Origin of the sequence: Bradyrhizobium sp. 63_E2_N1_3 (assembly GCF_052076005.1) — a bacterium.
GTDB lineage: Bacteria > Pseudomonadota > Alphaproteobacteria > Rhizobiales > Xanthobacteraceae > Bradyrhizobium > Bradyrhizobium barranii.
This window is the reverse complement of the sequence record NZ_CP197235.1, coordinates 7,975,051-7,989,401: the sequence shown is the minus strand read 5'-3', so window position 1 is coordinate 7,989,401 and position 14,351 is coordinate 7,975,051. Positions and strand designations below refer to the sequence as shown.

The window sequence follows — 14,351 nt, the reverse complement described above, 5'->3', positions numbered from 1 at the left end:
GCCGGGGATCAGACCCCCACCCCCAGCGCCTTCCATTCGCGCAGCGCCTGGGCGTCGCGCGGGCTGACGTCGGGGTATTCAGGGTCTTCACCGACCAGGGGCGAGATCTTCCAGGAGCGGGCGCATTTGGTGCCGACCGCCTTCTCGACGACGACCGCGACGCCGGGCACCGCATCGAGACGGAACGCGCCCGCAGGCGCTTCGCCCTCACGCACCTCGTAGTTCGAGGTGATGCAGACCTCGGCGAGATCGGTGTCGAACAGCGTCGCCAGCATGTCGCGGTCGGCGACATAGATCACTGGTGAGGCCTCGAGCGACGAGCCGATGTTCTTGGCGGCGCGCTCAAGCTCCAGCGCGCCGGTGACGACGCGGCGGACGTTGCGGATCGTCTCCCATTTCGCGGCGAGCTTGTCGTCGCGGAGCGTCTCGATGCCTTCGGGAAACAGGGTCAGATGGACCGAAGGCTCCGCGTTCGGCCGGAACATGCGCCAGGCTTCATCGGTCGTGAAGCTCAGGATCGGCGCAAGCCACTTCAGGAGCGCATCGCACAACAGGTCGATCGTGGTGAGCGCGGCCTTGCGCGCCGGCGAGGACGGCGGGTCGCAATAGAGCGTGTCCTTGCGGATATCGAAGTAGAACGCCGAAAGCTCGGAGTTCATGAAGGCCGCGAGGCTCGCGACGACGGTCTTGTAGTCGAAGGCGGCATAGGCCTTGCGAACGGTTTCGGCATGGCCGGCCAGTTCGTGCAGCATCAGCCGCTCGAGCTCGGGCATCTCGGCATAGGCGACCTTCTCGCTCGCCTTGAAGTGATGCAGCGTACCGAGCATCCAGCGGATCGAGTTACGCAGCTTGCGATAGGTCTCGATGGTGTTCTTCAGGATCTCCGGGCCGATGCGCTGGTCGTCGGCATAGTCGGTGGCGCAGACCCACAGGCGCAGGATGTCCGCGCCCGAATCCTTGATCACCTTCTGCGGCTCGACGGTGTTGCCGAGCGACTTCGACATCTTGCGGCCGTTCTCGTCGAGCGTGAAGCCGTGGGTGAGCACGATGTCGTAGGGCGCGCGGCCCCGCGTGCCCGCGCTTTCCAGCAGCGAGGAATGAAACCAGCCGCGATGCTGGTCGCTGCCTTCCAGATACATCACGGTGTCGTTGCCGCCGTCGATCTTGCGGACGATGTTGCCGAGCTGCGGGAAGTTCTGGCGATCCTCGAGCACGAAGGCGTGCGTGGAGCCCGAATCGAACCAGACGTCGCAGATGTCGTCGACCTTCTTCCAGTCCTCGCTCGCGCGGGACCCGAGGAAGCGCTCGCGGGCGCCGTCCATGTACCAGGCGTCGGCGCCTTCCTCCATGAAGGCTTCGGCGATGCGCTGGTTGACGATCTCGTCCTGCAGGATCTCTGCCGAGCCGTCGCTCTTCTCGCGCACGAACACGGCGATCGGCACGCCCCAGGCGCGCTGGCGCGAGATCACCCAGTCCGGACGGTTGGCGATCATGCCGTTGATGCGGTTCTCGCCCGACGGCGGCACCCATTGCGTGACCGAGATCGCGTGCAGCGCGCGGGCGCGCAGCGTGTCGCCCTTCTTCGCATGGCCGTCATCGTTGATGTCCTTGTCCATCGCGATGAACCATTGCGGCGTGTTGCGGAAGATCACCGGCTTCTTCGAGCGCCACGAATGGGGATATTGGTGCTTGAGGCGGCCGCGCGCGAGCAGCTTGCCGCCTTCGATCAGCGCCTTGATCACGGCCTCGTTGGCATCGCCCTTCTCGCCCTTGTCGTTGAGCACGCGCTTGCCGGTGAAGCCGGGGGCCTGCGCGGTGTAGGCGCCGTTCTCGTCGACGGTGTAGGGGATCGCGGTCGGGATGCCGCGCGCATCGAGCTCGCGGGTGTTGGCCGTCCAGACGTCGAAGTCCTCGCGGCCGTGGCTCGGCGCGGTGTGCACGAAGCCGGTACCGGTGTCGTCGGTGACATGCTCGCCGGCGAGCAGCGGCACGATGAACTCGTAACCGCCACCGAACCCGCGCAGGGGATGGGCGCATTCCACGGCATCCAGCGTGTCGCCGGGAATGTCGCGCACCTTCTCGTAAGACGTGACGCGCGCCTGCTTGAACACTTCTGCGGCGAGCGCATCGGCCAGGATCAGGAGATCGCCAGTCTTGGCCCAGTTGTCGGCGGGCGCATCCGTCACCTTATAAAGGCCGTAGGCGATTTTCGGCGAGAACGAGATCGCGCGGTTGCCGGGCAGCGTCCAGGGCGTGGTGGTCCAGATCACGACCGAGGCACTGGCGAGTGCGCCATGCGCCGGTGACGTGACGGGAAACTTCACCCACACCATGTCGGAGGTGTAGTCCTCGTACTCGACCTCGGCTTCCGCAAGCGCGGTCTTCTCGACCACGCTCCACATCACCGGCTTGGAGCCGCGATACAGCGTGCCGTTGGCCGCGAACTTCATCAGCTCGCGGGCGATCTGCGCTTCGGCCGGATAGCTCATCGTCTGATAGGGATGATCCCAGTCGCCGATGATGCCGAGCCGCTTGAACTCCTCGCGCTGCACGTTGATCCAGTGCGTCGCATAGGCGCGGCATTCCTTGCGGAACGCCACCATCGCGGCGGAGTCGCGGAAATCGGGCTTCTGCTTGCCCTTCTTGCGGTAGTTCTCCTCCTCGATCTTCCATTCGATCGGCAGGCCGTGGCAGTCCCAGCCCGGCACGTAATTGGAGTCGAAGCCGAGCATCTGCTGGCTCTTGGTCACGACGTCCTTGAGGATCTTGTTCAGCGCGTGCCCGATATGGATGTTGCCGTTGGCGTAGGGCGGGCCGTCATGCAGCACGAATTTGGCGCGGCCCTGGGCTTCCCGGCGCAGCTTGTCGTAGAGGCCGATGTCGTTCCAATACTTCAGCAGTTCCGGCTCGCGCTGCGGCAGGCCGGCGCGCATCGGGAAATCCGTCTGCGGCAAATAAAGGGTCTTGGAATAGTCTTTGGCGTCGGACTTTTGCGGCTTTTCGGACATGGGGCTGACTGGCTCGGAAGGGCGCGGAAACGGATAGCGACTGGAATCGCGGGGTGAAACGACGAAATCCCGGTCTTGCGCCGAGCCTTCAGGCTCAGGCGGAAGCCGGGCCGCTAATCCCTATGATGCACCGCGCAAACATGGGCTCTCCATAGCAGGGGGCCAAGGGAAGCGCAAAAGGTAGAAGCGCAAAAGGTACGGCGGGCCGGATTTGGGCCTCAATCGATCACGCCAAGCCGCGGAAACGCGTCCGGGGCGGCGGCCAGCACGGCGCGGGCGCGGGCGGAATCGTCGTCCATCTGGCGGATCAGGGCCTCCAGGCTGTCGAATTTCAGCTCCTCGCGGATGAAGCCGACGAAGGCGCAGTCGAGCGCTTGTCCGTAGAGGTCGCCCTTGAAGTCGAACAGGAAGATTTCCAGCAGCGGCGCACCATTATCAAAGGTCGGACGGCGGCCGAAGCTTGCCACCCCGTCCAGCCGCTCGGCGCCGCGGCTGACCCGCACCGCATAGATGCCGTGCTTGAGGCCACAATTGGCATCGAGGCGGATGTTGGCGGTGGGATAGCCGAGGTCGCGGCCGCGCTTCTCGCCGTGGATCACCTCGCCGGTGATGAACCAGGGCGCGCCCAGCATGGTGGTGGCCTCGTCAATGAGGCCCTCGGCGAGCGCGATCCGGATGGCGCTGGAGGAGACCGGCCGCTCGTCGATGTCGACATGGGCCTGCACGTCGACCTCGATGCCGAGCCGGGGCGCCTCGTTCACCAGGAGGCTCGGCGAGCCGACGCGACCCTTGCCGAAATGAAAGTCGTAGCCGACCGCGATGCCGCTGACGCCGAGGCGCCCGATCAGGTCATGGTGAATGAAGTCTTGCGCGCTGGTCCCGGCCCTGGCCTTGTCGAAGGTCATGACCACGGCGCCGGCGAGCCCGGTGCCGGCCAAAAGCCGCAGCTTGGCCGGCTCGTCCGTCAGGCGGAATTGCGGGGTGTTCGGGCTGAAAAACCGGCGCGGATGCGGCTCGAAGGTCAATGCCAGCGCAGGGCGGCCATGCGCCCGGCCCATTTCCAGCGCGGCTGCGATCACCGCGCGATGGCCGAGATGAACGCCGTCGAAATTGCCCATGGCGACCACGGCGCCCCTCAAAATCGCGGAATCCGGCGTTGTGTCGCGGATAACGGTAAAATGCGGGACCATCAGGGGAATTCTCGAAGCGGCAGGACCTGCGGACCGTGGCTTGACCGGCCGGACGAAGTCAAGCGGCAGGGAGAGCGGCCGCATTGAACGTGATTTCAGTCCTTCGGAGGCGCCCCCAGTTAACGCGCTGTTTAACGCCTTGGTGCTAGTCCTTGAATTGTGGAACAGCGGGGCTCCGGCCCCGGCGGGTCCGATCGTAATATTTCCTGGGTTTGCGTTGGGGGAGTCGAGATGGCGGTTGATTTGTCGATGTCGGTTCTGGTGGTTGATGACTACAGCACCATGATCCGTATCATCAGGAATCTCCTGAAGCAGCTTGGCTTCGAGAATATCGATGATGCAAGCGACGGTTCGGCGGCGCTGAACAAGATGCGTGGCAAGAAGTACGGGCTCGTGATTTCCGATTGGAACATGGAGCCGATGACGGGTTACGACCTGCTGCGCGAAGTGCGCGCGGATCCGAACCTCGCCACCACGCCTTTCATCATGATCACCGCGGAATCGAAGACCGAGAACGTGATCGCGGCCAAGAAGGCCGGCGTGAACAACTACATCGTCAAGCCGTTCAACGCGGCGACGCTGAAGACCAAGATCGAAGCGGTCTTCCCGGACATGGCGAGCGCGTAAGCGCGCTCTTCGCCGGACAATTATCTTCCATTTGGAACGTCGTGCCCGGGCTTGTCCCGGGCATCCGCGTTTGCGGGTGCCAAAAGCGTGGATGGCCGGGGCGTAGGTGCGCGCGAGCGCCGCCGTCCTTCGGCTGGCTATGCCCGGCCATGACGACGACCGGGGCTTAGCAATTCGTCTAAGCCGGCGTCGGTTCAAGCCGCAACCGTCACCACTTCAATTCGCGCATCAGCGCCTTCGGCGGGTGGCCGAACAACTCCATCACCGAATTCGGGTCGAGCTGGTCGAGGCCCTCGAACTCCTCGGCATGGATGCCGCGGGTGACGAACAGGCAGTCGATGCCGAATTCGCGCGCGCCGGTGAGGTCCGTGCGGACGGAATCGCCGATCGCCAGCACCTTTTTCCGGTCGATCATGTGACCCTGGCGTTCGCCGGCGAGCATCATCGCGCGCTCGTAGATCGGGCGATGCGGCTTGCCGTAGAAGATCACCTCGCCGCCGAGTTCGCGATAGAGTTCCGCGATCGCGCCGGCGCAATAGATCAGCCGGTCGCCGCGCTCCACCACGATATCGGGATTGGCGCAGACCAGCGTCAGCTTGCGCTCGCGCGCCTTCAGCATCATGCCGCGATAGTCTTCCGCCGTCTCGGTCTCGTCGTCATAGAGGCCGGTGCAGACGATGTAGTCGGCTTCTTCCAGCGGCGCGGTCGTCGCATCGAGGCCGCGATAGATCGAGTTGTCGCGCTCGGGTCCGAGCCAGAACATCTTGCGGCCGGGATGCTCGGCGACATAGAGCCGCGTCAGGTCGCCCGACGAGACGATCGCGTCATAGGTCTCGTCCGCGACGCCGAGCTTGCGCAATTGCCGTTGGACAGAGTCGGCCGGGCGCGGGGCATTGGTGATCAGGATCACCGTACCGCCGCGGCTGCGATAGGTGTGCAGCGCCTCGCAGGCCTCGGGGAAGGATTCCAGGCCGTTGTGAACCACGCCCCAGATGTCGCTGAGCACAACGTCAACGCCGCCCACGAGCTCGCGCAGGCTTTCGGCGAAATGCAGCGTGGTCATGATGCGTGCGGCCGATCAGATCCGGCGCGCGAGCGCCGCGTTGCCGGTGATACGCTGGGCTGGAGGCGCTGAAGACGTGGCGCCTGGGCTGGGAGAAGCGGAGCCATTGGATCCCTGAATTTCCTGCGCCGGGTTCGGCGAGGCCCCGCCGGTAGCAGATGCCCCTTCAGGCCGCAATGGCCGGGGTGGCGCGAACAGGAACCCCTGACCGAACCGCACGTCAAAGTCGAGCAAATCGACCACTGCGCGCTCGCCCTCGATCCGTTCGGCGATCAGGTCGATGCCGAAGCGGCCGAGCAGGTCGGAGAGGTCGGAAGGGTGGATGTCCGAGGTCGAGGCCTGCCTGGGGTCGAGCAGGAGGGACGCCGGCACCTTGATGAAGCGCACGCCGCGATCGGCGAGCTCGCGCGGCTCGATCCTGAGGTCAGTGACATGGTCGATCGAGAAGCGGAAACCGCGCTGGGCGAGCGCCGCGAGGTTCTCGGTCTCGGCCGGGCCGAGATTGCGGAAGGTCGACTGCTTGAACTCCAGCACCAGCGAGGGCGCCAGCGCCCGGTTGGCTTCGAGGAAGTCGAGGCACTGCGCGAAGGTGGTGGAATTGCCGAGCGTGGAGGCCGCGACGTTGCAGAACACGCCGACATCCTTGTTGCGCACCATCAGGCGCCGCAGCACCTGCACACAGCGCAGCATCACCATGTTGTCGATGCGTCCGATCAGACCCGAGGCTTCGGCGATGCTGATGAATTCCTCGGCGGCGATCAGCTGGTCGCGCTCGTCGCGCAGGCGCGTCACGGCTTCGTAGAACCGCACCTTGCGCTGCGGCAGCGTCACCATCGGCTGGAGGAAGATGTCGATGCGGTTCTCGTCGATGGCGTTGCGCAGTGTCGCCAGTAACTGGGTCGGGTTGCGGCCATTGGCCGTCTGAACCGGAACGGCGGTGTGGGTCTGGATCGCCGGTGTTGGCCGCGGCGGCGGTGCGGGCAGCGGCGGAGGGGCGGCCGGCCGCTCCTCGAAGGCCGCAATCAGGTCGAGAGGCGCCTCCGGCTCTGGCCGGGCGACCGGAGCGGGGGCGGGGGTCGGCGCGGCCCCGGCCAACAGGTCTTCATGGGCTGACACGGTGGTGGCGAGCTGCCTGACCAGCCCACCGAGCTCGTTGATCTCGCCGACCACTGACTGGATGCGGTCGGAGTTGGTCGAATTGGCCGAGGCGATGCGCCCCTCCATCGCCGCGAGCCGGCGGCCGAACTCGGCGACCTGGCGGGCGAGGTCGGCGGTGCCGCGCGAGAGGTCGGCGATCTGGCCGCCGACGTCACTGCGATCGCGCAGCCGCATCGAGACCGCGTTGTAGAGGATCAGGAAGGTCAGCGCGGTCAGCGCCACGATGGCGGATTCGGTTCCGCTGATGCCGGCGACCGAGTAGAGGACAAGCCCGAGCGAGGCCGCGACCAGAACCATGCAGATGGCGATGAAGATCGTCGAAATGCGAATCATGCCGCGCGTTACGCCTCAAAGAGCTGACTGCCTCATCCGGGAAAACACGGGTCAGTGTGCGAACCCGTCACGCCTCATGCTCCCCCAAGCAGGGCGACCTTAACATCATTGTTGATTCGAGGGGATAGCGGCCTGTTCGCGGCGCCGGAGCATGATCCGGAAAGTGTGCAACGGTTTTCCCCCGCGACAAACGCGGAACGCGTTTGTCGCGGAGATCATGCCCAGACAGTCTAGGTCAGGCCGGCCCGGCGAAAGGCTTCGAGGTAGTGCTCGCGGTCGGCGGCGAGCTTGATCGGCATGAACTCGGCGATCCAGGCGAGCGAGACGTTGGGCTGGGCACGCTGGAGTTCCTTCAGCGCCGCGCGGGCGGTCTCGGTTTGCCCGGCCATCGCCGCGGCCGCGGTCAGCACCCGGTGCCCGCCGACGAAGTCACTGCGCTGGCGCAGGGCCTCCTGCGCGAGCCGGATCGCTTCCGCATAGTCCCTGCCGAGGAAGCGGGCAAAGGCGGCGATGCCGAAATAGACGGGTGCATAGGGGTCGCGCGGGCTGAGGCGGATCGCCCGCCGCGCGGCGTCGTCGGCATCCCGCCAGCGGCCGCAATAGCTGAGCGTCAGGCCATAATAGCCCTGCGCCAGCGCAAAGTTCGGATTGAGCCGTAGCGCGGTCTCGAATTCGGCAAGCGAATCCTCGAACCGGCGTGCGAACAGATCGACATGGCCGAGCGCATTATGCGCCCAGGCATCCTGGTCGTCGGCGCGGATCGCGGCCCGCGCCGCGCGCTCGGCCACCGGCAGCGCGGCGGCCATCTCCATCCAGCCCATATGCGCCGTGAACATGTAGCTGGTGCCGAGCAGCCCGAGTGCCTTGCCGTAGTTCGGGTCGAGCGCGATGGCCTTTTCGAGCAGGGCTCGCGCCGCGACGTGGTCCTGCCGCGTTACGCGCCAGTAATGGGAGAGGGCGCGCATCAGAAGGTCCCAGGCGTCCAGGCTGTCGGGCGGCTTGCGCTCGGCGCGAAAATTCTCCGCGGCATAGAGCTGCGGCTCGATCGCGGCGACGATGCGTTCGGTGATCTCGTCCTGTACGGCGAAGACGTCGGCGAGCTCGCGGTCGTAGCGTTCGGCCCAGAGATGGCTGCCGGTGGCGACATCGTTGAGCTGCGCGGTGATGCGGACGCGATCGCCCTCCTTGCGGACGCTGCCCTCGACGACATAGCGCACGCCGAGCTCCTCGGCGACCTGCCGCAGGTGAACCGTGCGGCCCTTGTAGATGAAGGAGGAGTTGCGCGCGATCACGAAGAACCAGCGCAGCTTCGACAGCGCGGTGATGATGTCCTCGCTGATGCCGTCGGAGAAATAATCCTGCTCGGCCTCGCCGCTCATGTTGGTGAAGGGCAGGACGGCAATTGCGGGACGATCGGGCAGCGGCAATTCCGTCGGTGTTGGGTCGGGCGGCTTGCCCGGCGCCGACGATGAGGCTGCGGCGGAGCGTTCGGTCACTGCGCCGACGAACCGCACGCCCTTGCGCGCGACTGTGCGGATCAGCCGCTGATCTTCTCCATTGTCATTGACCGCGCGCCGCGCCGCGTTGATCCGACTGGTCAGCGTCGATTCCGAGACGACGCGGCCATTCCAGATCGCGTCGAGCATGTTGTCCCGCGTCACCACGCGCTCGCGGTTGCGGACCAGATAAAGCAGGAGATCGAACACCTGGGGCTCGAGCCCGACGAGCGTCTCTGCCCACCGCAATTCGCGGCGTGCGGGGTCGAGCACGAAATCCTCGAAATGAAATGTCACGCCGCCCTCGGCTCCAGCGGGAAATCAAGGTGTTCTCAGCGTAAAATAACGCCACTCTCAAGGCCAGCGAGCCGCATGCGCCCTATCGTCCCGGCGTCTTCAACCGCAGGAGAATTGCCATGTCGACGTCCGCCGCGCTCAAGCCGGCCCTCGCCCAACCAGATCTCGCCGCCGTCAAGCAGCGCCAGCACAGCGCCTGGTCGTCCGGCGACTATGCCATTGTCGGCACCACCTTGCAGATCGTCGGCGAGCAGCTCTGCGAGGCGCTCGACTTGCGTGCCGGCAGCAAGGTGCTTGATGTCGCCGCCGGCAACGGCAATGCGACGCTGGCCGCCGCGCGGCGCTGGTGCGACGTCACATCGACCGACTATGTTCCAGCGTTGCTCAAGCGGGGACGCGAACGGGCCGCGGCGGAGCATTTGATGGTCGAATTCCGTGAAGCGGATGCCGAAGCGCTGCCGTTTGCGGATGCCAGCTACGACGTCGTGCTCTCGACCTTCGGTGTCATGTTCACGCCGGATCAGGACAAGGCGGCGTCCGAGCTCGCGCGGGTCTGCAAGTCCGGCGGCAAGATCGGCCTCGCCAACTGGACGCCCCAGGGCTTCATCGGTCAGCTCTTCAAGACCATCGGCAGGCATTTGCCGCCGCCGGCGGGCGTGAAGTCGCCGGCCTTGTGGGGCACGCCGGCACGGCTTGAGGAGATGTTCGGCAGCCAAGCCTCCGAGATCGCCGCCGAGCCGCGCATGTTCGCCTTCCGCTATCGCTCTCCGGAGCACTGGCTCGAGGTTTTCAAATCCTATTACGGGCCGATGCTGAAAGCGTTCGTGGCGCTGGAGGAGACCGGCCAGGCCGCGCTGCGGCGCGATCTCATGGCGCTGCTCGGCGAATTCAACCGTGCCGACGACGGTACGGTGGTGGTGCATAGCGAGTATCTGGAGGTCGTGATCAGCAAGCGCTGAATTGCCGTCGTGATCCGGTCAGGCCGAGCCCCGGCCTGACCGCCGGCAATCAGGATGGCGCGGCGGCGCCGACCGTGTCGGCCGAGACGGCCTCGCGGGTGCCGAGCGGCTTGGGCGGTCCGGTGGTCGTATCCCGAAGGGTCTGCCGCTCGATCTCCGAGTTCAGCTCGGCCCCGAACATGATGACGATCGCCGACATCCACATCCACATCATCAAGCCGATCGCCGCGCCGAGCGAGCCGTAGGTCGCGTTGTAATTGGCGAATTCCGAGAGATACCAGGACAGGAGCGCCGAGCCGGCGATCCAGAGGATGGCGGCCGTCACCGCGCCGAGGCTCAGCCATTGCCAGCGCGGCGCGTCGCGGCTCGGTGCGAAGCGGTAGAGGACGGCAAGCGCCGCCAGCAGGATGACGAACAGCACCGGCCATCGCGCGAGAGCGACGATCAGCCTGCTTTCCGGCGCGATGCCGAGATGGTTGAGCGCGAGCGGGAAGGCGACCACGGTGCCCACCATCAGCAGCAGCGCCGCGATGCTGCCGACGGTGAAAGCCAACGACACCGTGTTCAGCCGGACGAAGCTGCGCTTTTCGCGCTCCTCATAGGCGACGTTGAGGGCATCGAAGATGGCTTTGACGCCCGCATTGGCGCTCCAGATCGCGAGCAAGAGGCCAAACAGGAAGGTGACGCCCAGGGCGGTATTGCCGTTGGACACCACGCGCGCGACCTGGTCCTCGACGATCTGGAACGCGCCCTCGGGCAGCAGCATCGCGAGCGAATGCAGGTTGGAACTGATCGTCGAGGGATCCGCGAACAGGCCGTAGGATGAGACCAGCGCGGTCACGGCGGGAAAGATCGCGAGCAGCCCGAAGAAGACGACGCCGCCCGCAGTCGCGAGCAGGCGATCGTCGTCGATGCGCTGATAGGTGCGCCAGAAGATGTCTTTCCAGCCCGCCCACGGGATCGCGAAAGGGCTTTTCGCGTGCCGGCCGTGGCCAAGCTGCATCGCCGCGCCGGCCGGGCTCGTTTCCGGCGAGTTTGCTTCATTATTGCGATGGTCTTGCGGAGGCCCCGGCCGGATGGGGCCGGACTCCTGAAAGTAGCGTTCCGCGGACAGCACGAAGACGGCCGTGGCGGCGACCAGCAACCAACTGTCGAGGTGCTCGGTGCGCCGCGCGCGCATTTCAAGCGTCCAATCTGTGGCCGTGTCGCCGCCGCCGTGCGGCCGTGAAGCCCAGCAGCCCGACGGCTGCGAGCATCAGACCTAGCTGCACGGGCCGGTTAGTCCGAGCCGACACGGCGTTGCCGCCACGGCCACGTTCGCCCGGTGCGGGCGACACCAGCGGAATCGTCGTTGCGACCTCTTTCACCGCCTGCTTGACCGTTCCGCGCGGGATCCGCGGGGTGGCGATCGCAACGCGCATACGGCTGGCAAGCGGCACGATCGGCTTGTCCCGACGCTTCATTTGGGCCTGAGCCAGGCCGGCGCAGGATACGGCCAGCACCAGGAGCACGGCCGCGACGGCACCGAAGCCCCAGAATTGTCCGTGGGTGATTGCGACCCAACGATAAAGGGCGATCAGGCCGACAAAGAGGGTGGCGATCAGGAACAGCCCGGCCATTGCGAACAGTCCTGCCGCGACCGCATAGGACGTCGCGCGGCCCGTGGCCTGATTGGTGCGGTCGCGCAAGTACGATCGCGCGGCGCGCTTGAGGTGATTGATCTTGAGCGCCATGCCGGCGCGCAGCAGTTCGCCCGATGGCGCGAGCATGCGGACATCCTCCGAGAACGAAAAAATCGTCGGGGGATGAACGTGGCGGAATTTGACTTGTTCCGCGCGGAGCGCGGGTGCCGGGACGGATCAGCCGAGATCGGCGGCCGCGATCCAGAACACCTCGCCCTCGGATTCCTCGGTGTCGAGCCAGAGCAGCGGCAGTTCCGGAAAGGCCTCGTCGACCAGTTCGCGGCCGCGGCCGATCTCGCAGATCAAGCCGCCATCCGGCGTCAGGTGATCGGGCGCATCGCGCAAGATCCGGCGCACCACGTCGAGACCGTCGGCGCCGCCGTCAAAGGCGAGCTTCGGCTCGGCGCGGCACTCCGGCGGCAGCGCCGCCATGCCTTCGGCATCGACGTAGGGCGGGTTGGTGATGATCAGGTCGTATCTGTTGTCGCCGAGCGGGGCGAACAGGTCGCCGCGATGCAGGCTGATCCGGTCATCGAGCCCGAATTCGCCGACATTTCGTGTGGCGACTTCGAGCGCGCCCTTGGAGATGTCGACGGCATCAACGGTGGCATTCGGGAAATGATGCGCGGCAAGGATGGCGAGACATCCCGAGCCCGTGCAGAGATCGAGCACACGTTCGACGGCCGTGGGGTCGTCGATCAGCGAGCCCGCCTCGCCGTCGCCGCCGAAATGCGACTCCAGCAGCTCGCCGATGAAGGAGCGCGGAACGATGACGCGCTCGTCGACATAGAAGGGCAGGCCGCGCATGTAGATCTTGTTGACGAGATAGGCGGTCGGTTTGCGCGTGGTGACGCGCTGATGGATGAGGTCGACGATGGTCTTGCCTTCCGCCGACGTGACGCAGGCATGGGCAAAGATCTCGAACTGGTCGGGATGCAGATGCAGGGCTTCGCAGACCAGGAAGGCTGCTTCCGCGACCGGATCGGTCGTGCCATGGGCAAAGGCGAGCTTCGCCTCGGTGAAGCGGCTCACGGCGTAGCGCACGAAATCGATCAGCGTGAGCAACTCGCCGCGGCCGACCTTCGCGAGCTTTGGCGCGGCGCGGCCGCGCGTGGTCTTCTTGGATGCTTGTGCCATCAGGATCGGGTCCAGCGTGCGGCGGCCTCGTCGTCACGGGCGTGGGCTTCGACCCAGCCGGTACCGGTGGCGCTCTCTTCCTTCTTCCAGAACGGGGCGCTGGTCTTGAGATAATCCATCAGGAACTCGGCCGCCTGGAACGCCGCCTGGCGGTGCTGCGACGCCGTGAGCACCAGCACGATATTCTGCCCGGGCATGAACCGCCCGACGCGATGAATGATGGTGACGCCGTTCAGCGGCCAGCGCGATGTAGCCTCGTCGGCATGGCGCTTGATCTCTTCTTCCGCCATGCCGGGATAATGTTCGAGCGTGAGGGCGGCGATCTTCGCGCTGTTCTCGTCGCCGCGGCAGATGCCGGAAAAGCTTACGACCGCGCCGATGTCGGTGCGGCTCCCGGTCAGGATCGCGATCTCGCGCGCGATGTCGAAATCGTCCTGCTGGATGCGGATGGTGACGGGGCAGGGGCCGGCGGGGGAGGTCATGGCCTAGCCGCCGGTCATCGGCGGGAAAAACGCGATCTCGCGGGCGCCCGCGATCGCGGCGTCCGATTTGACATGGGCATGATCGATCGCGGTGCGGATCACCTTCGGCTTCTCGAAGGCGTAGGCATAGGCCTCGCTCCGGCCGGACAGCCAGGCGATCAGCTCCTCGACGGTGCGCACGGTCGCCGGCGGCTCGATGGTCTCCTCGGCCTTGCCGACGCGCTCGCGCACCCAGGCGAAGTACTTCACCTTCATGCCTCATCCTCCTTGATGAGGTGATGGATGCCGGCGCGGAAATAGTCGTAGCCCGTGTATATGGTGAGGATCGCCGAGGCCCAGAGCAGCGCCAGCCCGATCATCGAGACCACGGGCACCACCTCATCGCCGGCCGGGCCAGCGAGCAGGAAGCCGATGGCGATGAGCTGAACGGTCGTCTTCCACTTCGCAAGCTTTGTCACGGGAACGCTCACCCGCAACGCCGCGAGATATTCGCGCAGGCCCGAGACCAGGATCTCGCGGCACAGGATCACGATGGCGGCCCATAGCGACCAGCCATGGATGATGCCGTCGGCGGCGAGCATCAGCAGGCAGGAGGCCACCAGCAGCTTGTCGGCGATCGGATCGAGCATCCGGCCGAACGCCGATTGCTGATTCCAGATCCGCGCGTAATAGCCGTCGAGGTAATCGGTCACTGCCGCCGCGATAAAGATGGCGACCGCGACCCACCGCAGCCACAGCGGCTGATCCAGAATCGACTGTGCATAGATGCACCCGACCACGACCGGGATCGCGGCGATCCGGCCATAGGTCAGGATGTTCGGGAGGGACATCGCGCGGCTGGTCGTCCCTCGTGTCGTGGCGATGTTCATCCGTCCTACCAATACCGCTCGTGCCTGAAGGTCAACCGTCCCGCTCCCCA

General features: G+C 65.8%; 13 protein-coding genes. 2 read left to right on the top strand and 11 right to left on the bottom strand.

The genetic code is table 11. The features are described 5' to 3' along the window. Window positions 1-8 precede the first annotated feature (8 nt). The gene (gene ileS / locus AB7531_RS37950) at window positions 9-3,008 is read right to left on the bottom strand and encodes an isoleucine--tRNA ligase (RefSeq protein ID WP_063985588.1); all 3,000 of its coding nucleotides are present in this window, start codon (window positions 3,006-3,008) and stop codon (window positions 9-11) included. A 218-nt stretch (window positions 3,009-3,226) separates the two neighbouring features. After that, window positions 3,227-4,198 (bottom strand): bifunctional riboflavin kinase/FAD synthetase, encoded by a 972-nt coding sequence (locus tag AB7531_RS37945; protein ID WP_063985587.1) that lies wholly within the window; start codon window positions 4,196-4,198, stop codon window positions 3,227-3,229. A gap of 231 nt (window positions 4,199-4,429) precedes the next feature. Between AB7531_RS37945 and AB7531_RS37940 the strand changes: the two genes are divergently transcribed. Continuing rightward, window positions 4,430-4,825 (top strand): response regulator, encoded by a 396-nt coding sequence (locus tag AB7531_RS37940; RefSeq protein WP_007596883.1) that lies wholly within the window; start codon window positions 4,430-4,432, stop codon window positions 4,823-4,825. A gap of 208 nt (window positions 4,826-5,033) precedes the next feature. Here the strand turns inward: AB7531_RS37940 and AB7531_RS37935 are convergent, their stop codons facing one another. The 3 genes from AB7531_RS37935 to AB7531_RS37925 all read right to left on the bottom strand — a co-directional run bounded on the left by AB7531_RS37935 (window position 5,034) and on the right by AB7531_RS37925 (window position 9,172). Beyond that, window positions 5,034-5,888 (bottom strand): TIGR01459 family HAD-type hydrolase, encoded by an 855-nt coding sequence (locus AB7531_RS37935; protein ID WP_063985586.1) that lies wholly within the window; start codon window positions 5,886-5,888, stop codon window positions 5,034-5,036. A 15-nt stretch (window positions 5,889-5,903) separates the two neighbouring features. Continuing rightward, window positions 5,904-7,379, bottom strand: coding sequence for an EAL domain-containing protein (locus tag AB7531_RS37930; RefSeq protein WP_063985585.1), 1,476 nt, complete (start codon window positions 7,377-7,379; stop codon window positions 5,904-5,906). Between the two features lie 230 nt (window positions 7,380-7,609). Next, window positions 7,610-9,172: a winged helix-turn-helix domain-containing protein gene (locus AB7531_RS37925; protein ID WP_063985584.1), complete on the bottom strand. Its 1,563-nt coding sequence runs from the start codon at window positions 9,170-9,172 to the stop codon at window positions 7,610-7,612. A 119-nt stretch (window positions 9,173-9,291) separates the two neighbouring features. On the opposite strand from AB7531_RS37925, the gene AB7531_RS37920 reads away from it, so the two are divergent. Next, entirely contained in the window at window positions 9,292-10,131 is an 840-nt protein-coding gene (locus tag AB7531_RS37920) for a class I SAM-dependent methyltransferase (protein ID WP_063985583.1), read from the top strand. A gap of 49 nt (window positions 10,132-10,180) precedes the next feature. On the opposite strand, the gene AB7531_RS37915 is transcribed toward AB7531_RS37920, so the two are convergent. From AB7531_RS37915 to pgsA, 6 genes are all read right to left on the bottom strand, one after another. Beyond that, a complete protein-coding gene (locus AB7531_RS37915; protein WP_231143638.1) occupies window positions 10,181-11,311 on the bottom strand; it encodes a YihY/virulence factor BrkB family protein in 1,131 nt (376 codons plus the stop codon). Between the two features lies 1 nt (window position 11,312). Next, window positions 11,313-11,900, bottom strand: coding sequence for a phage holin family protein (locus AB7531_RS37910; RefSeq protein WP_063985582.1), 588 nt, complete (start codon window positions 11,898-11,900; stop codon window positions 11,313-11,315). A 90-nt stretch (window positions 11,901-11,990) separates the two neighbouring features. After that, window positions 11,991-12,950, bottom strand: a complete 960-nt coding sequence (gene prmB, locus AB7531_RS37905; protein WP_063985581.1) for a 50S ribosomal protein L3 N(5)-glutamine methyltransferase — start codon at window positions 12,948-12,950, stop codon at window positions 11,991-11,993. Further along, window positions 12,950-13,432: a molybdenum cofactor biosynthesis protein MoaE gene (locus AB7531_RS37900; protein ID WP_063985580.1), complete on the bottom strand. Its 483-nt coding sequence runs from the start codon at window positions 13,430-13,432 to the stop codon at window positions 12,950-12,952. Before AB7531_RS37900 ends, prmB begins: the two co-directional genes overlap by 1 nt. A 3-nt stretch (window positions 13,433-13,435) precedes the next feature. Continuing rightward, on the bottom strand, window positions 13,436-13,687 hold the full coding sequence (gene moaD, locus AB7531_RS37895; RefSeq protein ID WP_015688556.1) for a molybdopterin converting factor subunit 1: 252 nt from the start codon (window positions 13,685-13,687) through the stop codon (window positions 13,436-13,438). After that, on the bottom strand, window positions 13,684-14,301 hold the full coding sequence (pgsA, locus tag AB7531_RS37890; protein ID WP_014491974.1) for a CDP-diacylglycerol--glycerol-3-phosphate 3-phosphatidyltransferase: 618 nt from the start codon (window positions 14,299-14,301) through the stop codon (window positions 13,684-13,686). Before pgsA ends, moaD begins: the two co-directional genes overlap by 4 nt. Between the last annotated feature and the right edge of the window lie 50 nt (window positions 14,302-14,351).

What these genes read in the sequence shown, in the direction of transcription:
- ileS (WP_063985588.1), bottom strand. Translation starts at nt 3,008, where the DNA reads ATGTCCGAAAAGCCGCAAAAGTCCGACGCCAAAGACTATTCCAAGACC.
- AB7531_RS37945 (WP_063985587.1), bottom strand. Translation starts at nt 4,198, where the DNA reads ATGGTCCCGCATTTTACCGTTATCCGCGACACAACGCCGGATTCCGCG.
- AB7531_RS37940 (WP_007596883.1), top strand. Translation starts at nt 4,430, where the DNA reads ATGGCGGTTGATTTGTCGATGTCGGTTCTGGTGGTTGATGACTACAGC.
- AB7531_RS37935 (WP_063985586.1), bottom strand. Translation starts at nt 5,888, where the DNA reads ATGACCACGCTGCATTTCGCCGAAAGCCTGCGCGAGCTCGTGGGCGGC.
- AB7531_RS37930 (WP_063985585.1), bottom strand. Translation starts at nt 7,379, where the DNA reads ATGATTCGCATTTCGACGATCTTCATCGCCATCTGCATGGTTCTGGTC.
- AB7531_RS37920 (WP_063985583.1), top strand. Translation starts at nt 9,292, where the DNA reads ATGTCGACGTCCGCCGCGCTCAAGCCGGCCCTCGCCCAACCAGATCTC.
- AB7531_RS37915 (WP_231143638.1), bottom strand. Translation starts at nt 11,311, where the DNA reads ATGCGCGCGCGGCGCACCGAGCACCTCGACAGTTGGTTGCTGGTCGCC.
- AB7531_RS37910 (WP_063985582.1), bottom strand. Translation starts at nt 11,900, where the DNA reads ATGCTCGCGCCATCGGGCGAACTGCTGCGCGCCGGCATGGCGCTCAAG.
- prmB (WP_063985581.1), bottom strand. Translation starts at nt 12,950, where the DNA reads ATGGCACAAGCATCCAAGAAGACCACGCGCGGCCGCGCCGCGCCAAAG.
- AB7531_RS37900 (WP_063985580.1), bottom strand. Translation starts at nt 13,432, where the DNA reads ATGACCTCCCCCGCCGGCCCCTGCCCCGTCACCATCCGCATCCAGCAG.
- moaD (WP_015688556.1), bottom strand. Translation starts at nt 13,687, where the DNA reads ATGAAGGTGAAGTACTTCGCCTGGGTGCGCGAGCGCGTCGGCAAGGCC.
- pgsA (WP_014491974.1), bottom strand. Translation starts at nt 14,301, where the DNA reads ATGAACATCGCCACGACACGAGGGACGACCAGCCGCGCGATGTCCCTC.